Source organism: Pseudomonadota bacterium (assembly GCA_018823135.1).
Classification (GTDB): Bacteria; Desulfobacterota; Desulfobulbia; order Desulfobulbales; family CALZHT01; genus JAHJJF01.
The window spans coordinates 1-17,847 of the sequence record JAHJJF010000030.1 but is presented as its reverse complement, the minus strand read 5'-3'; the positions used below and the strand labels follow the sequence as shown (position 1 = coordinate 17,847).

The 17,847-nt window shown below is 43.4% G+C and carries 12 protein-coding genes and 1 pseudogene; 5 read left to right on the top strand and 8 right to left on the bottom strand.

Going from position 1 to position 17,847, the window contains the following annotated elements; translation table 11 throughout:
* Together KKE17_02455 and KKE17_02450 are read right to left on the bottom strand one after the other, a co-directional pair.
* Positions 1-254 (bottom strand): AAA family ATPase (locus tag KKE17_02455; GenBank protein ID MBU1708842.1); only part of this gene is annotated, 254 nt, incomplete at its 3' end.
* A 584-nt stretch (positions 255-838) separates the two neighbouring features.
* Positions 839-1,015, bottom strand: a pseudogene (locus KKE17_02450) (prepilin-type N-terminal cleavage/methylation domain-containing protein).
* A gap of 401 nt (positions 1,016-1,416) precedes the next feature.
* Between KKE17_02450 and KKE17_02445 the strand changes: the two are divergent.
* Both KKE17_02445 and KKE17_02440 read left to right on the top strand, forming a co-directional pair.
* A complete protein-coding gene (locus KKE17_02445) occupies positions 1,417-2,616 on the top strand; it encodes a DUF1343 domain-containing protein (protein ID MBU1708841.1) in 1,200 nt (399 codons plus the stop codon).
* Positions 2,617-2,660: 44 nt separating this feature from the next.
* Positions 2,661-3,425, top strand: coding sequence for a transcriptional repressor (locus KKE17_02440; protein MBU1708840.1), 765 nt, complete (start codon positions 2,661-2,663; stop codon positions 3,423-3,425).
* A gap of 25 nt (positions 3,426-3,450) precedes the next feature.
* Here KKE17_02440 and KKE17_02435 read toward each other — a convergent pair whose 3' ends face one another.
* The 4 genes from KKE17_02435 to KKE17_02420 all read right to left on the bottom strand — a co-directional run bounded on the left by KKE17_02435 (position 3,451) and on the right by KKE17_02420 (position 10,552).
* Positions 3,451-3,927 carry a hypothetical protein gene (locus KKE17_02435; protein MBU1708839.1) on the bottom strand — a complete coding sequence of 159 codons (477 nt, stop codon included), beginning with the start codon at positions 3,925-3,927 and terminating at the stop codon, positions 3,451-3,453.
* A gap of 1 nt (position 3,928) precedes the next feature.
* Complete coding sequence (gene metF / locus KKE17_02430; GenBank protein MBU1708838.1) at positions 3,929-4,819, bottom strand: methylenetetrahydrofolate reductase [NAD(P)H]; 891 nt, start codon at positions 4,817-4,819, stop codon at positions 3,929-3,931.
* A 183-nt stretch (positions 4,820-5,002) separates the two neighbouring features.
* Positions 5,003-8,731, bottom strand: coding sequence for an AsmA-like C-terminal domain-containing protein (locus KKE17_02425; protein ID MBU1708837.1), 3,729 nt, complete (start codon positions 8,729-8,731; stop codon positions 5,003-5,005).
* Positions 8,732-8,995: 264 nt separating this feature from the next.
* Positions 8,996-10,552: a sodium-dependent transporter gene (locus KKE17_02420; protein ID MBU1708836.1), complete on the bottom strand. Its 1,557-nt coding sequence runs from the start codon at positions 10,550-10,552 to the stop codon at positions 8,996-8,998.
* Between the two features lie 346 nt (positions 10,553-10,898).
* On the opposite strand from KKE17_02420, the gene KKE17_02415 reads away from it, so the two are divergent.
* From KKE17_02415 to KKE17_02405, 3 genes are all read left to right on the top strand, one after another.
* Entirely contained in the window at positions 10,899-11,864 is a 966-nt protein-coding gene (locus KKE17_02415) for a Gfo/Idh/MocA family oxidoreductase (protein MBU1708835.1), read from the top strand.
* A gap of 198 nt (positions 11,865-12,062) precedes the next feature.
* Positions 12,063-13,202, top strand: a complete 1,140-nt coding sequence (gene lpxB / locus KKE17_02410; protein MBU1708834.1) for a lipid-A-disaccharide synthase — start codon at positions 12,063-12,065, stop codon at positions 13,200-13,202.
* A gap of 302 nt (positions 13,203-13,504) precedes the next feature.
* On the top strand, positions 13,505-15,367 hold the full coding sequence (locus KKE17_02405; protein MBU1708833.1) for an OmpA family protein: 1,863 nt from the start codon (positions 13,505-13,507) through the stop codon (positions 15,365-15,367).
* Between the two features lie 107 nt (positions 15,368-15,474).
* Here KKE17_02405 and KKE17_02400 read toward each other — a convergent pair whose 3' ends face one another.
* Together KKE17_02400 and KKE17_02395 are read right to left on the bottom strand one after the other, a co-directional pair.
* Positions 15,475-15,957, bottom strand: coding sequence for a tRNA (cytidine(34)-2'-O)-methyltransferase (locus tag KKE17_02400; GenBank protein ID MBU1708832.1), 483 nt, complete (start codon positions 15,955-15,957; stop codon positions 15,475-15,477).
* Between the two features lie 63 nt (positions 15,958-16,020).
* Positions 16,021-17,394: a M23 family metallopeptidase gene (locus KKE17_02395; protein ID MBU1708831.1), complete on the bottom strand. Its 1,374-nt coding sequence runs from the start codon at positions 17,392-17,394 to the stop codon at positions 16,021-16,023.
* Positions 17,395-17,847 lie beyond the last annotated feature (453 nt).

The window sequence follows — 17,847 nt, the reverse complement described above, 5'->3', positions numbered from 1 at the left end:
CCTGCAATTGCAAGGGAATCGGCTACGAGGTATTCAATGGCATCAACCGGTTCAATAAAGTCTTGCAGGGCGTGAACAAGACCTTTGGCAGTCCGTTTTTTGAGATTGCAGGCAACGCTTGCGCCGCCCTGGGGATCACCGTCGATGATCAGTACTTTTTTGCCGAGCTTGCTCAGGCTGTACCCTAAATTAAATGCAGTTGTTGTCTTGCCGACTCCACCTTTCTGGCTGGCAATGGTGATAATTCTGGTCATTTATGATAAAATCCTGAGAGTGGCGTGATTGAAAATACTAGGAAATAACTAAACTGGATATTTTCTCCAGGTACAACTTAAAAATTTAGAAAACTGTTATATGCGTACTTTGTGAACAAAATGAGTCTTTCGAAAAGTCTCACAGCTGTCAACAGGGTGCAATAAATTCAGCTGATTAACAGCGCAAGAAATTTTTTAATCCGGTTTTTGGGTGTATTGCGATATTTGCCTTCCTGCGATTATAAAGAAAGTGAGGGAGAAATGATGGATCAGTTGCTCATTCCGAGCTTGTCGATGAGGGAGCCGCTTAATTGAAATTTCAGTATTCTTCCAGCTTTTGTCTGTGGAGTAGCAAACAGTTCGAGATTATGCAGTTTTGAGAGTTTGGATGTTGAAAGAGGAGAATTAATGGTAAGGGTGATGATGCCGGTATTTAATGCGGTGGTATAGTATGTTGTGTCTGCACCGGTCATGACCGCATCAAGCTCGGCTGGGCCGGCAAGAATACCGGTATTCACATAAAAAATACTTATCTGGTTTTCCATATGATGGAGACCCGGGAAAACAAGAGAAGTGACACGTGCTTTTTGAATATAATTAAGATAAGCGGGTATGGCAACCGTTGCGAGAATGCCGATGATGACAACAACGATCATAATCTCAATGAGGGTGAATCCTTTGAATTTTGAGGATTCAGTGAGAGATGAAGGAGAGGATCTTTTCAACAGTAATTCCTTCGCTATTGTTGGAATTCGTTTCATTTAAACGGATTGCAATATTACATAACATTTATTTGATATGTCAATTGAAATGTTTCCGTAGAAAGTTGCTGGAATCTCTGGTTTAATACTTCCGGAGCCGTAATCGGTGTTTGCGGTTCGTAGGAAGATTTAACGGACAGTTCTGAAAAATCATCTCAACTATCTTTTTGTGAAATTTCCTGGGCTGAAGGCATAAAGTGAAAAAAACAAGCACCAGCAGGATCGGCAGTTATTTAATGCCGTTACATATTCATTTGTACTTCTTTATTATCTTTTGCTCTGTGTCTTCTGCCTTTGTGCTTGTAACTCATATTACATGCAAGCTCAAAGCTGACCGCCTTAAGACGGTGGTTTTAACCCTGATTTGAGACTAATAACTTAACGGTTCAAATATCATTTTCATGATTACCCTCGGCTTGGAAAAATTTATCCGGAACCCTCCTGAGAGTGTTCGTAACCGTCGGCTGGCAATTCTAGCCAATCACGCTTCCACGGACCGGAATTTTCAGCATATTGTCGACCTGGTGAATAAGGCCATTCCCGGCAGCGTGAAATGCCTTTTTTCACCCCAGCACGGTTTTTTTTCAGAAAAGCAGGATAATATGATCGAATCGGCCCACGGTATTGATGGACGTTCGAAAATCCCTGTATTCAGCCTTTACAGCAAAGATCGACAGCCTACAGAAGCGATGTTCGATTTATTTGACGTGTTGCTCATCGACCTGGTTGATGTGGGAACCAGGGTTTATACTTTCTGGTCAACAATGATTTATTGCCTGGAAGCAGCAAAGAAGTACGGCAAACATGTGATCGTTCTTGATCGACCTAATCCCGTTGGCGGTGAAATGGTAGAAGGTAATGTGCTTAAAGAAGAATGCGCATCCTTTGTCGGTCTCTATCCCATCCCGATGCGTCATGGCATGACTTTTGGCGAACTTGCAAATCTGGTGAACGATCATTTCCAGATCAACGCATCCCTTGAAATAGTCACCATGACCGGTTGGAAAAGAAGTATGTTGTTCCGTGACACCGGGCTTCCGTGGGTATTCCCGTCTCCAAACATGCCTACACCTGATACCGCCCTGGTATATCCCGGTCAGGTGGTATTGGAAGGGACGAATATTTCCGAGGGCAGAGGGACAACACTTCCCTTTGAACTCTTTGGCGCCCCTTTTATCAAGCACAACGAAATACTGGAACGCCTCAGTGAGACGCCCCTTCCAGGATGCATTTTCCGACCGGTGGTCTTTGAGCCGACCAGCAATAAATGGCAGGGAAAAACATGCTTTGGATTTCAGATTCATCCGACGGATTGCCGCTTATTCCTGCCGTATCGGACGTCCCTTGCATTGCTCCAGGCGGTCATGACTCTTTATCCTGAGGATTTTCAATTAAAAGCCCCTCCCTATGAATATGAATTTGACAGACGGCCTGTTGATCTGATAGTTGGGGATATGCAATTAGCCGAACGTCTCAGGAATGGCGAAGACATCCTTGGACTTGAGGCCGGTTGGCAGGACGAGCTTGTTGCCTTTATGGAGGTTCGTGATCAGTATTTACTCTACACAGATAAACAGGATCAGCGAATACCTTGCCGCTGACTCGAAGTCTTTCACTTTTCTGCAGCGGGGGAGCTTTAATAACAATGTTTAAATTTCCATTCTTGTCACTTAAAAAACAGAATCGTGCCTCCCTTGAAGGCCCGCAGTTCGTCGCTCATGATCAGCATGCACTTGAACGCCGACAATTCCAGACCGTGCTTGAATCCTATCATGCAACCCGGATCGAACAACGGCTGAAAATACTTGATATATTTCTTTCAACCGAACAGCACATCACCTTGAGTGATCTTGAATACATTATCCGGGAAAAGGATCCTGAGCTTCTTGACCGTTCTTTTTTGAAAGAGACCATGGAAATGTTCTGTCAGTTCGGTTTTGCCCGGAAAATGACCTTTGACGGCCAGCACAACCATTATGAACACAAGCATCTGGGCGCCCACCACGATCATTTTATCTGCACCCGTTGCGGATATATCCAGGAATTCGTCAATCAGGGATTAGAACAATTGCAGTTGAAGATAGCCAGGGATTTTCAATTTCATCCGTTGCAGCATAAAATGGAGATTTATGGATTATGTGCAAAATGCATGGAACAGCGGGCAACGACCTTGCCGCTCCTGCTTGCTGCAAATGGTGAGGAAGTGTGCATTGTCGCCTTGGAGGGCGGCAAAGGATTACAGGCCCGGCTTGCCTCAATGGGGCTTACCATCGGCACCAAACTCGAGGTTATCAATAATCATGCCTCCGGGCCGTTTATTGTTGCGGTAAATGAAACACGCCTTGCCCTGGGTGTTGATATGGCGCAAAAGATTCTGGTGACCCATGAATGCAAGCATCCCCGGGTATAGCGCCGTTATTCTGCTTTGAAATCGTTTACTTCTGATCGCTTTCGGGTTGCGGGGTGATGAGAACTCCCATTTTGCTGCCAAGGATACGGACCAGTTCCATGAATTTGTTCGGCATGGGCATGTCACGATCGGTGATGAGGATACCACGCTCTTGAGCCCGGGCAAGCAGAGAAGAATTGTCGGCCCCGGATTGATAATCGCAAAGGATTGCAATCCGGAGAGCATCGGTGAGAGGGATGCACATTTCAGGCATCTCTTTTGGGAGGTTCAGTAATTCCTGTTCAATAATGTCGCGATGTTCCTTTGTAAAGGAAGCCATGGGTTCATTATTGTTCGGCGTGCCGAAAAGCTCGTTGATTATCGCTCCGGCAAGGAGGTTTATCTGGGTGTTTTCTTTGTCGAATCTTGCAGGGAGAGACTCCTGAAGTTTTTTGAAGAAAAGCAATTTTACAATATCAATTGCTTCCCGGATCACGGGAATGAGCTTACTTTCTATTTCCATTTCAGGCCGTCAACTGGTTTGAATCGGTTACTCCGAGGGATTCGTAAATTTTGAGGGTAGCCCTGGCCTTGTTTAATGTATAGAAATGGATGCCGTCAACATTGTTGTCAATCAAGTCGCGGACCTGCTCGGTTGCCCAGTGTATACCGACTTTTTCAACGTATTCGTCGCTTGAGGCCCGTTCCACTGCCTTAAGTAATCTGGCGGGGATTTTTGCGCCGGCTGCCAGTTCCGCCATGCGTATCATGCCGTGCCGTGTGGTAAGTGGCATGATGCCTGCAAGAATCGGCACATTGATTCCGGCAAGTTGGCAACGCTCTTTAAAATCATAGAAATCCCGGTTGTCAAAAAAGAGCTGGGTGACGATATAGTCAGCACCGGCATCAATTTTTGCTTTAAGATATTCTATTTCCTTGAGACGATTCGGGGTTTCCGGATGACCTTCCGGAAAACCTGCAACCCCGATGCCCATTTTGGGGAAATTCTTCTTGATAAAGGCAACCAGATCGGTTGCATATTCAAATCCGTTAAGGGTGGGCTTCCATTCCTTCTGACCCTTGGGCGGATCGCCTCTGAGTGCCAGAATGTTTTGAACGCCGCTTTTGTCATAGTTTTCAAGAATTGATTTGATTTCGTCTTTTGTTGAACCAACGCAGGTGAGATGCGATACCACGGTAAGATTGGTTTGCTGCTGGATGCGGACAATGAGTTTATGGGTCCGGTCTCGGGTGGAACCACCGGCGCCGTAGGTGACGCTGACGCAAGCAGGCTTGAGCGGCATCAGGTCGGCAATAGTTTTAAAGAGATTGTCCCAATCTTCATCGGCTTTGGGTGGAAAAAATTCAAAACCAAAAGAGATTCTATTCTCTTTCAGAATATCTTTTACGAGCATAATGGTACCTGTTTGTAAATTGTTAATCGAAGATGGGCAACCATACAGATTTGCTGGTTAATAATCAAGTAATAGATGAATAATATCGATATGAGAGGTGGGTTTTTATGCATTAGCGTTAATTTTTCCTCTTGCAGACGATAACGGATAAAGGTTGCTGAGGGGAATTACCTGACGATCTCGTCAGGGTTTAATGGGATCAAGCAGGTCTGGGCTTTTGGTTTCCGGAAGAATGGGCTTGAGAATATAATAGGGGAGTTTCAACACATCGGCCACCATATTGATCAAGCCGATTCCCACAGAGGCAGGGTCGAGCACGGTAATACTTGGGTCCTCAAGGTCCCCTCTGATTGCAACCGGGATCGTGAATAATGTCTCATTCTCCCCGCCGATCACCCATTTGAGTATGGGCACGGTTGTCACAATCGCATCAATTGTTTTAAACGGCGCGATGAGAATGGTGAAATCTGCCTGCATGGTGGCAAGGTCCATGTTGCCCCGCGCGAAGAGATTCAGCCCTTCCCCTTTTATTACCGCTTTTTCGATAACCAGCTTGTTATCATTAATACTGGTTTTGATATCAAGGGTCTTGAAACGCAGCCCGGAGGTGGTTTTATCAGAATGCTGCTCTGTGAAAAAGTCGGTCAGGTTCACGACCTTGAAGATTTTAGAAAGAAGAGCGAGGCGCATAATGACTCCATCGGTTGCATGAATTTCAATTGCGCCGGTATTCCACTTTTCTTTGTCGCCAATCAATTTTGATCTGATTTGCATTGGGCCTTTTATTACTTTTTCGCCAAAACCGAGACATTGAAGGACATTTTCCAGGTCCAGGGGCAGGGCGGTATCGTTTTCAAAGGACACAACTTTTTCAGTTTTTTCCGGATACATCGCCCAGAAACTTTTCATGGTAATGCCGCAGATGTCCGACCTGGAAATTTCAACTGTTGTGAACCCGGGCGAAAGTGAAATCTTCGCGGCAAGAGAATTCCAGGTGTAGGTTTTTTCCTGGTTCTTTCGGTCTGTTGTCTGATAATGAAAAGATTTTGCAGAAGCATTTATTGTTCCTGAAACATCAAATTCCGGGGTGTCATTATTTTCAGTTTTTATATTTTTGGTAATCGTCTTGTGGAGGATTTCCAATGTATTCCAGCTGATGTTGGGGGATGAGGCGTCTAGTTTTACATCAAGACCATTTATTTTTTCATCGATCAGACCTTTGGCGGATAAACTTTCATTGCCGGATGAAATTTGTATTTCCTTGATTTCCATTAAGCCCTGTTTGCCGGAGATATCTATACGGTTTAAGATAACGGGATCTAAAGAGATATTAAAAAGTTTTGTTACTTCAGTTGCATTGGCAAAACCCTCAAAAACAGGACCTATTTTGGTTTTTCCGGGGATAAGTAACCGGAATTGACCCGTGATATTGCCTTTAATCAAGTTGTTTTCAGCAAGCAGTGAAGAAACCGTGTCACTTGATATCGCGCCATCCCAGTTAATCAGCCGGGATTGATCGGGATTTTCCGGGATATGCCCATAGAGATTGCCTTTTTTGCCTTTTCCCATAAAAGTGATATTTCTTAACAGGACGCCGTCGCGAGTATTCTCGATATCAAGAGTTACGCGAGGAGATTTTTTTGCGCCGATATCAGCTATAACCGTGCCTGCAATCCGGGTAATGTCATTGTCCCATAGAAGATCGAAATCTTTTAAGGTAACCGGAATTTTCGGGAAAAAGTCATTAGGAATCCATTTGTTGGATTGAATCCATTGCGCAGATTTCTGGGTGATTGTTCCGGTGAAGGTTGCACGGCCTGTCCAATCTCTGAAATAATTGTGTCGGAAAATTCCTGATATATCAATTGGGTCGCCCATGATGGTCGATGTGCTTTGTGGAAGACGTATCTGGTCATTTGAAAAAAATACCCGGGCTTTTTGGGTTGAAACTGTATCAGGCAGGAGAGGTGACAACCAGGTAAGACCATCTGTAGACAGTTCAAGATTATAGCGCCAATTTTCCGGTTTTTCAGCGTTACCGTTAATCGTTGCATTGGCAACATAAAGTGTTCCATCTGCTTTTGTAATGACCTGTGAAACCATTTCCGGCACAAGAGTTTGCTGGTTGATAAGCCATTCAGCTTTGGATCTGGAAGATTTATTGCCGGAAAATCCTGTGAGTTCGGTGTACAGAGCGGCGGCGTCAAAAAATCCGCTAAGACTTTCCAGCCGCAGTTCCACTGTTTTATCCCAGGCAACCGAGCCAGTGCTTTCAGCAATCTGATGAGGGCCGGCTTTGGCTTTAATTTTTTTCCATATTACTTTGTCTGGAAGGATCTCGAGTATCCCATCGGTCAGCCAAAGAGGTTGTGATAAACGGGCATATTCTGCCTTGGCATCCATTTGATCGACCTTGACTGTGACCTTGATATCCTTGAGTGAGTCGCCCAGATTGAGATTCCCTTTAGCTCTCCCATGGACTTTGCTGAATTTAGCAAGTTCGGATTTGAATATTTCGTCGTACACCAATCCGTTGAGAACCGCCGGCAGCATTTCAAGGTCTGCATCAATATCCAGGTTCAGACGAAAATCGTGGTTGTCTTCCTTGAGTCCCAGATGAAGAAAGCAATTCGAACCTTTGCTGTTTCCAAGGGTGCCGTTGAGCGCTGAACCGTTGAGATTGCCGTTCAGTATGGTGATGGGGCCCTGTGCATTGGTTATGATCAGGTCGGTCTGAGGGATATGGATTGTTGAAGTCTCAACATCAACAGCCAGTTTCATCGGATCGAAGAAATTAAAATCATCAACAGTGCCGAAAAACTGATAGTGGGCGTTTTTAGCTTTCCCGGCCCTGACAATGTCGCAGACGATCTTTGCGATATGGTTATCACCGAAAAGTGCAAGTACCGTTTCGCGGATACCGGTGGCATCAAGGTCAGCGCCTTTTAAATCGATATCCCAGAAAAGCTCTGATTTTTTTTCTGAGTCGGGGCTTGCTGCAGTTTTTTCACTTCGTTCAATTTTTCCGGTAAGAGACAGTTGCGGATTGATCAGTCTTAGTTTGTTGATTGCCACCAGGAAATTACTGCTGTTTTTTGTGAATGAAATATCGCCGGAACCACAGTCGAGTACGGATTTTTTTTGATTTTTATCGATAAGAAAACAAGGGAATGACCCGTTGATATTTGCAGTAATCTGATCAAGGCCTTTTCCTTCAATTCTGCCAGTGAATGCCATCATTGTGTTTGCAACGGTGATCGTATCTTTCTCAATGGGCTGAAGAAATTTTTCAGGATTGAATCTGTCTGTGGTCAGTTCTGCAACGTACTTGCCGTTGTCTAAAAGGTAAAAGCCCTTGAGTTTCAGACTGTTGCAGAAGGGCGTTTGGCCTTGTGCTTGAAATTCCACCTTTTTCTCGCGGAGTTTGATCCTGCCGTTTATTCTCGAAAAGGCAACGAATTGTTTGCGGATATAATCTGGAAGGAGCGAATCGTCCGGACTGAATGAGCCGTTTTCAATGGTAATCGTGGTTTTAGGAAAAGTAACCGGTCCGGCGGATTCGGCATCAATTGATTTAATCTGCAGGTTTGGACTGACAATGTGAATTCTCGCGATATTTTTTTCTTTTCGGAAAGTGGATTTCCAGTCCGGAAATAATCTGGCTTCGGCAATTTTTATGTGAAATCGGAGCATGTCCAGAGATACATCTTCTACAACCAGATTTGGAATCGGAAACCATTTCCAGCGGATATCGCCTGAAGTGAGTTCCGCCCCTTTCAGGTCCTGGTTGATGCGTTTAATTATGGTTTCCTGGACCTTTTCGAGATTCAGGAGCATGGGCGCAACTAAAATCAATGCTAGTGTCCAGCAGAGCAGAAACGCTGCTATTTTAAATATCCGTTTCAGTGTCATACAGCGCAAGTTTTCCCAGAGATATTATAGCAAAAACCAGTAGAGGAATAATCATACTAGTAACAAAACTTAAGAAGTGGTGACAATAATAATATTCAAAGAAGTATACATCATTTTTTATGAAGCATTGCTGGTTTTACAATCTTGTCGGACAGAAATTAAAAGGAATGAAATATTGGACAGCCCTGGCAGGTTCATAGGTAATTCGGCAATTAGTCGGTAAGCAAGGCCTGGGAATAATATGATTCACGGGCCATATCGCCACTAAACGAGTAGATCGTCTTCTTCTGTTTTATGTTTCCGTTTGAGCTTTTCAGGTTTCCAGGCTGAAAATGAAATGGCAAGTGCAACCACGAAGCAGATCAGCAGCCAGCCGATTCCGTAGAGAATTAACTGATCAGTGGGATATCCTTCATAATTGGTTTCAAGATCAGCTTTCATGGAAATAAAGAGAAGGACGAAAAGCACCACCGGGATAGTATATTTGATGAAAATATCCCATAAGACAGGCATTTTTGTGCTGTGGATATTGATGTGTTTCCTTAGAACCGTTGCTTTCAATATCCAGCCGATAACCAGGCATTCCATCAGGCCTCCGAAGATCAGGCCGTAATTGGTTATGAAGTGATCTGCTATATCAAGAACGTATAACCCGCCACGGGTGGTAAAGATGATACTGCCGAAAAAGCCGGCAAGACACAGTAGCGTCGCCACTTTTTTTCGTGACCAGTCGAATTTGTCGGTGATGGAACAGGTGAAAGCCTCAATCAGCGAAACCCCTGAGGTGATACCGGCAATGACCAGCATGAGAAAGAACATCGCTCCGAAAAGCCCGTTCATGCTGGGAAGAAGCGAAATTGCCTGGGGGTATACCACAAAAGCCAGTTGCGGGCCGCCCTTGATTGCATCTTCAAAAGGCACCCCTTGGTTTTTGGCCATGAAGCCCACTATTCCAAATACTGCAAGACCTGCAAACAGGGAATAAGAGCAATTAACTACACAGGTTATCAGGGCATTCTTGGAGATATTGGTCTTTTTGGGAAGATAACTGGCATAGGTAATCATAATACCGAAGCCCAGAGACAGGGTAAAGAAAATTTGACCGAAGGCCGCGGCCCATACTTTGCCTGCGGCTTTGCGGATCGAGGGATCACCGGATAAAAAGTTTATTTTGGACCAGTCGGCGTGCAGATAATGGTTGAATATCGCATCTGCGGCTCCGTCAAGAAATACCGTCCAGACAACGATGATGATTGTCAGCAAAAAAAGGACCGGCATGAAAATCATGCTGGCTTTTTCAATACCGTGGTGGATTTCCCTGAAACAGATCAGCCAGCAGATAACCCAGACTGACATGGTTGAAAAAAGAATGGGAATCCGGACGCCGCCGAGCTGGGATGCGGAATCAGAAAGCTGCAGGAAATCCTTGAAAAAGAAGGTCTGGGGGGCTGCGCCCCAGGACAGGGTGAAAGAATAAAGGAAATAATTGACGCACCAGCCGATAACCACTGAATAATACAGCATGATTCCAAACATGGCGACCACCGGCATCAACCAGCCGAGCCATTCGAAGCGGCTGTCAATTCTGGCCAGGGCAAGTGGAGAGGAACCTTTTTCCCGGTGTCCGATGCCGTACTCAAGGATCATAATCGGTAAACCTGCAACACAAAGGGCGACCAGGTAAGGTATAAGAAAAGCGCCGCCGCCGTGTTCATGAGCCATGTAGCTGAATCGCCAGACGTTGCCGAGGCCGATGGCAGAACCGATGGATGCGAGCAGAAAGCCGATATTTGATTTCCAACTGCTTCTCATTTCAGACATAGATTAACCCTCTGCCTTTTATAAATTACAGGAAAATGTATTATGAATTTTAGCATACCTTGATGAAATGACAAGCTTGTTGATTGGCATGATGGAGTGCTTTATATATTCTATTGCGGATTTTGGGTGAAGATTATTTTGAATGGGTATAAGATTAATCAAAAAAGCACCATGACTTCCAGTGTGCCGGTCTCCTCGATAAGCAAGTGCCACGAGACTTCTAAAAGCTACGGAACCGATCCTTATACCGTTTCAAACGTATTGGGGCGATAATTCAGTATGGGATTTTCCACGAACTAATCTTTTTTATAACTCAAAAAAATACATCTGATTCAATAAAACAATTATGAAAAAAATAAAGGCAGGCGTAATCGGGGTCGGATATCTCGGAAAATTTCATGCTGAAAAATATGCAGCAATGACTGACGTTGACCTGGTTGGCGTAGCTGATCCTGATGAGAAAGCCGGCAGAGTGGTGGCTCAGAAATGCCTCACGGATCATTTTGCAGATTATATGGAGTTGCTTGATCGGGTAGATGCGGTGAGTGTTGTAGTTCCGACAACTCTGCATTATAAAGTGACGAAAGCCTGCCTTGACAAAGGTGTTGATGTTCTCCTGGAAAAGCCCATGACCAACACCCTTGAGGAAGCCGATGAGTTAATCAATCTTGCCCAGCGAAAGAAGCTGATATTGCAGGTGGGACATCTCGAGCGTTTTAATCCGGCAATCCTCGCCATGGAAGAACATCTCACCACACCGATGTTCATCGAGTCCCACCGGATTCATCAGTTCAAGGGACGCGGCATTGATGTGGACGTGGTGCTGGACCTGATGATTCATGATATTGATATTATTCTGAGCATTGTCGATTCACCCCTTAAAACAATTCATACCGTTGGCATTCCGGTTGTAACACCTACTACTGACATTGCCAATGCCCGCCTGATATTTGAAAACGGCTGTACGGCTAATGTGACGGTGAGCAGAATTTCTCATGACAATATCAGGCGGATCCGGGTGTTTCAGCCGAGATCCTTTGTTTCAGTTGATTATGCACATAAAGAAATCACTGTGATAAAACTTGCTGCTCAACCCGATGAAAATGGTATGCCAAAAGAGGAAATTATCAAATCCTGTTTTATTGAAAAGGATGCGTTGGCCACTGAGCTCGCTGATTTTATGACCAATGTAAGAAATCGCTCCACGCCAAGAGTTTCAGGCAAAGAAGGGAAAAGAGCTCTGGCAGTTGCCTTGGAAATTATGAAACAGATCAAAGAACATGCGGAGAAACATCGGCATTTTTTTGTTTGAATCGGATGAATATCAGCTCTTTGCTCTGCTGCGAATCCCGATTCAAACATTTTTAGGCCATTTATCGCCCGTTTAATTAGACCCTATTGAAGACTGCGAGACCATATAACAGACGATCTTCTTATAAGCCGATGATTGCTGCGCGTCCTGCCGAAATTCTATTTGTATCGATTGCTTTATTCCCATGGATATTCTGAAATGCAACAAACCAAAATAATGATCGTCGCCGGTGAAGCCTCCGGTGATATTCACGGTGCCCATCTCATACAAGCGCTCAAGGAGCTCCGCCCGGATCTGGCCGTTTTCGGAATGGGAGGAAAGTATCTTGAGGCAGAGGGTGTTGAGATGTTGTGTGATGCCTCGAAACTTGCTGTTGTGGGTATTTTTGAGGTCCTGGGTCATCTCAGTGAAATTCGTAGCGCTATGCAATCTCTGGAAAAAAGACTCCGCGAAGACCCTCCGCAGATCCTGATTCTGATTGATTATCCGGACTTCAATCTCATGCTGGCCAAGAAAGCAAAGGCCTATGGGATTCCTGTTTTTTATTATATCAGCCCTCAGGTATGGGCCTGGCGAGCCGGCAGGGTAAAGAAAATCAGCAGGCTTGTAGACAAAATGGCTGTCATTCTGCCGTTTGAAAAAGATTTTTATAAGGCCCGCGGTATGGATGTGGATTTTGTCGGTCATCCGCTGATGGATTCCGTTAAGCTTACCATGTCCAGAGAGGAATTTTGTGCAAAAAATAATATTATGCCGGATGCAACGATTATCGGCATACTGCCCGGTAGCAGAAGGAAAGAGATTTCCTCAATGCTGCCTGTTTTTCTCGAATCCGCAAAGATGCTCAGCGAAAAACGAAAAGATATTGTATTTCTCCTGCCTCTTGCGCCAACGTTGACAATGGAAGACCTGGAAGCAAATGGCCTTTCAAAATGGGATATCGATATAAGGGTAATTTCTGGTGATCGTTATGAATTAATGGCGAGTTGTGACGCGGTAGTCGCAGCGTCAGGAACAGTTACCCTTGAACTTGCTATACTGAATACGCCGATGGTCGTTGCATATTTTGTTTCCCCGATAACCTATTTTTTGGGCAGAAGATTCATTACGGTTAAGTATGCTTCACTGGTGAATCTGGTTATGGACAGTAAGATCGTTCCGGAATTTCTCCAGGATGACGCTGTACCTGAGAAAATCTGTAACGGGGTCTGGAAAATTATCAGTGATGACAAATACCGGACTCGGATGAAGCAGTTTTTTTTAGACGTAAAAGATCGGTTGGGCGGCCCGGGCGCTTCCATGAGAGCTGCACAATTAATTCTCCGCATGATTGCTTAATGGACCCGGGGAACCGGATAATTGCCCATTGATAAATTGATCAGCAGGCGACTATTGTATGGTGACCGAAAAATCCTAATTCTGTCAGGTTTCGGTGTTAGACCTGAGCTGGAAAATGGCAATTATCTGTATGATTTATTTATTTTTTTCTTGTTAATTACTTGATGTTATCCTATTCTGTATGAAATGTGTACAGCAAGAAAATGAAGTAAAACTTCAAGTCTCTTATGTATAAATTCATCGCATGTAAAGTGATGAATCATTGATTCTTTATTGAACAATACAATCAAAAGAGGAATGCAATGAGGAAATCGAGGAAATACCTTAAGTTTTGTCTATCTGCTGTTCTTCTTTTTTCAATTCTGTTTGGCGGAACCATCGTCCTGGGTGAGGAACAGGCACAGGAAACACCCATGACCATGGAAGAGGAGTTCCTTCTGTCCGCATCGGCTGATGCGTTGAGGAGTTTTATTGAAAAATACAAAGCAGGAGAACTTTCGTTCCTTGCTGTGCAGAAATTAGCTCAGCCCTATCTTGAAAATCGTGATTGGGATGGCGCCATTAATATTTATCGGGAGTATAAAAAGAATTTCCCCAAAATGTCCCGAAGTTTTAATCAGATTATTTCGTTGCTCGAAGCTCCGGAAGAAGAGTTGGTGGTAAAAAATCTCGGCCCGAAGATCAACTCCGAAAGGGATGATTTTCATCCGGTAATCTCAGCAGACGGCAAGAAAATGTATTTTGCCAGAAACGAAGGCCTGTATCAAGGGGGAGAGGATGTTTTTGTCTCGCTATTTGATGGAGAACAATGGACTGAACCGATTAATTTTGAGAAACCCGTTTCAACCCGGAGGCATGAAACACCGTTAAGCATATCCGCAGACGGCAATCTCCTTCTGCTCTATGGAAATTATCCCGGATCCTTTGGCAAAGGCGATATCTTTTACTGTGAAAAAAATGGCGGCTGCTGGGGTGAACCACAACATTATCCCGCACCGATCAATTCCGAATATTTTGACGGCAACGCTCATCTTTCCGCAGATGGGCAGGCGATTTTATTCACTTCTACCAGACCTGGAGGAGAGGGGGATTTCCATCCCAAAGGTGAATTTTTCCATGGTGGTTTTTTTGGTAATTCGGATATTTATGTTTATGCTAAAAATGAACAGGGAAACCTTGAAGCCATTAATCTCGGCAAAACTATCAACACACCATACAGTGAGTATTCGCCTTTTCTGCACCCTGACGGCAAAACTCTTTATTTCAGTTCCAATGGCCATGACGGGCTTGGAGGCCTTGACGTGTTTAAGTCAACAAGGCTCAGCACAAGTTCATGGACCAAATGGAGTCAACCGGTCAATCTTGGAAAGGAAATAAACGGTCCTGGAAATGATTGGGGTTATCAAGTCACTACCGACGGACAGTTGTCTTATTTCTCCGTTTCAGGAAGAGCCGACGGCTATGGCGGTAATGATATTTATTCAATCGGCCTGCCTGAAGAAGTAAAACCCGATCCTGTTACAACAATTGCGGGAATTGTTTCTGATCCGAACGGAACCCCCCTTGCCGTTGATATTAAATGGAATGATCTGACATTAAAGCAGGAAGCCGGCAAGGCACGCAGTGATTCTCAAACCGGCCAGTATTTCATAGTTCTTCCGGCTGGGCATCTCTACAGTTATTATGCGATAAAAGAGGATTATGTGGGGGAATCTTCTGAAATAGATCTTGTTGGTAAGGAAACATTTACCGAATACACCAACAATATAACCATGTATCCGATTATCCAACTCGTTGAGGAAGAGATAAAAATTCAAGTCAATAATATCTTTTTTGAATTTAATAAATGGGATCTTAAAGAAGAGTCGTTCCTTGAACTTGATCGGTGGGTTGATTTCATGATGAAAAAAACTGATATAAGCATTCAAGTTCAGGGGCATACAGATAGCAAAGGTTCTGATGGCTATAACCAGAAACTTTCAGAAAAACGTGCCGGATCAGTGGCAAAATATCTGACCGATAAAGGTGTCGATAAGAGCAAAATAACAATTAAGGGTTTTGGCGAATCCATGCCTGTGGCCTCGAATGAAACCGATGAAGGTAGAAGCCAGAACCGTAGGGTTGAGATCCAGTTTGGCGAAGCCTCGGTTGTTACGGTTAACTAACTCGTTTCTTGTGTGAAAATTTTAAAGCCCGTTTGCAGACCTGATGCAATCGGGCTTTTTTTATGGCGAAAAGGGAATTGGTTTCTGTAAAGTCGATTAAATGCCCTTCATTTGTCCTGCTGCGTAGCCATTTGTCTGATGGCCTCATACAACACGATTCCTGCAGCCATTGCCAGATTGAGGCTTCGAATTTTTCCGGCGTTTTTCATGGGTATGGTGAAACAACTGTCATTGTAATACTCAAGGATGTGTTGCGGGAGACCTTTTGTTTCTTTGCCGAAAATAAGAAAATCCCCAGGCTTGAACTTGCAGTCCGTGTAAGGTATGGAGACCTTTTTAGACAGAAAATAAAAATTTTCCTGGTTGTTTCGAGCCAGGAATTCATTAAAATCATTCCAGTAAATGATCTCTACGTATTTCCAGTAATCAAGTCCGGCTCGTTTTAAGTGTTTGTCATCGGTGCTGAAACCCAAAGGTTTTACAAGGTGAAGGATGGATCCTGTTGCTCCGCAAAGCCTGGCAATGCTGCCGGTATTCGGTGGGATTTCAGGTTCAACCAATACAATGTTAAAAGGGATTTGTTCTGACATTGTTGTTTGTATTTTTCTTAAAGAAAGCGTTATAAGCGGATTTTATTTAAGAAAAATATCAGGTTACATAAGGCTGACAGGATTTTTCTTGGAAGTGTAAACAATCTCTCTTACATCAACAATTCTCGTGTCAAAAGGAACTGCGTCAAGATACTGTGCAATTCTGCTCTGCAGGGATATCAAGTTTGCGAGGTCATTCCCTTGTAGTGTTGATTTGGGTTTGAATTTAATCCCAAAGGGATTTTTAAATACACCGTTTTCTTGAATCCGATAGTCAAGATGCGGACCGGTGGCAAGACCCGTGGAACCTACATAACCTATAACTTGTTTTTGCTTGACCCGTTGCCCAGCCTTAACTTCTTTATTAAAACTTGAAAGATGACCATAATGGGTCTGATATCCATTCCCGTGAGTCAGGATTATCTGTTTGCCGAAACCACCGTTAATGCCTTTGAATTTCACTCGCCCATCAGCCGCAGCAATAATCGGTGTTCCGTGAGGTGCTGCAAGGTCAACTCCTAGATGAGGCACGATTTTTCCAAGGATCGGATGCATGCGTTGAAAGGAGAATCGGGATGAAACTCTGCCGAATGGCACTGGCGAGCGGATAAAGTAAGTGCCGAGTTCATTGCCGTCTTGGTCAAAGTACGCCCCTTGTACCTTGTCGGATTCATAATAATAACCTTCCAGAGTTTCCTTATGGTCGAATCGTTCATATTTCGCATAAAGGATATTCCCGTAGCCGAGAAATTCTCCTTCCTTGTAATATTTTTCAATTAAGGCCGTGAACGTATCGCCCTTTCGGGTCTCGGTGTTAAAATCAATTTTTGATGAGAAGATGTCCGCAAAGGAATAAATCAGTTTTGGGGATTCACCTAATGCGAGAAAGGATTCAAAAAGCGAGGTTTCGATGGAACCGGAGAGATATTCTGTGAAACGGTCTAAGTAAACGGTCGTTTTTTTGGCCACATATTCATCTTCTGATCTTTCGAGAATATATGTGTCAATGGGACTCGATTGGAAAACACATCGAACAAGTTGTTTGTCGTCATCAAGGTAAACTGTGTATGTGTTACCGGGATATAATTGTTTAAAATCGATGGTGTTACGAAATCCCTCAATAATTATGTTTTTAATCTCCGCGCTGATATTGTGGCGTGTAAAAGAGGTGCTTAGGGAATCCCCGGGCTTTAATTCACCGGAGATTTCAGTATAGCTAGACAGAAACTCTTCTGTTGTTTTTTTTATGTGATTTATGATTTGTTCGTCGGCTGAATTGGTGCTGGTTTTGGGTTGGGTAATTGAAGCAATGGCATGTCCGGAGGGCACTGAATCATGAGGGGCTATTCTGGTTATCAATACAGAAAGAACTATGCAAAAAAACACACTGATGGTGATAAAATGAATAGTTTTGAAGAAGTGTTTGAGGGCTTTCATTGGAAGATTTTTTTCATTTAATGAATTTTGAAAAATAATAAAGATTTTATTAACAAAATCTTAAGGTTATTGCAATGTTTTTATCGAAAGCCAAATCGCCGGATCAATTCTTGATGAATTTTGGTATTAAATAATTAATTGCTTGAAAAATGATTTCATCGTAGCGGTCTCTTGAGACTTATCATGTCGTAAAATATAGCAAAGTTTATGCCATATTGGTTTATTAGTTTTCAACTAACTGATATTATGTGCTTTGTTTGATTTTTCATGGGGAACTATTTCTAACTATTTTAAGAGTATTAAGCGCTTTGAGATTAAATAATTTTATAACTTGTTAATTTATCGTTAAAATATTTAATTTAGTTATGATTGAAAGTAATGGCAGTGATTATGTAACTTCAAAAAAAGTTAATATAGTGGTAAATTTTAAAATTTTAACATATATAATTTTTT

Coding starts and splice junctions, on each gene's coding strand:
- KKE17_02435 (MBU1708839.1), bottom strand. CDS start 3,927: ATGGAAATAGAAAGTAAGCTCATTCCCGTGATCCGGGAAGCAATTGAT.
- metF (MBU1708838.1), bottom strand. CDS start 4,819: ATGCTCGTAAAAGATATTCTGAAAGAGAATAGAATCTCTTTTGGTTTT.
- KKE17_02405 (MBU1708833.1), top strand. CDS start 13,505: ATGAGGAAATCGAGGAAATACCTTAAGTTTTGTCTATCTGCTGTTCTT.
- KKE17_02445 (MBU1708841.1), top strand. CDS start 1,417: ATGATTACCCTCGGCTTGGAAAAATTTATCCGGAACCCTCCTGAGAGT.
- KKE17_02420 (MBU1708836.1), bottom strand. CDS start 10,552: ATGTCTGAAATGAGAAGCAGTTGGAAATCAAATATCGGCTTTCTGCTC.
- KKE17_02395 (MBU1708831.1), bottom strand. CDS start 17,394: ATGAAAGCCCTCAAACACTTCTTCAAAACTATTCATTTTATCACCATC.
- KKE17_02425 (MBU1708837.1), bottom strand. CDS start 8,731: ATGACACTGAAACGGATATTTAAAATAGCAGCGTTTCTGCTCTGCTGG.
- KKE17_02415 (MBU1708835.1), top strand. CDS start 10,899: ATGAAAAAAATAAAGGCAGGCGTAATCGGGGTCGGATATCTCGGAAAA.
- KKE17_02400 (MBU1708832.1), bottom strand. CDS start 15,957: ATGTCAGAACAAATCCCTTTTAACATTGTATTGGTTGAACCTGAAATC.
- lpxB (MBU1708834.1), top strand. CDS start 12,063: ATGCAACAAACCAAAATAATGATCGTCGCCGGTGAAGCCTCCGGTGAT.
- KKE17_02440 (MBU1708840.1), top strand. CDS start 2,661: ATGTTTAAATTTCCATTCTTGTCACTTAAAAAACAGAATCGTGCCTCC.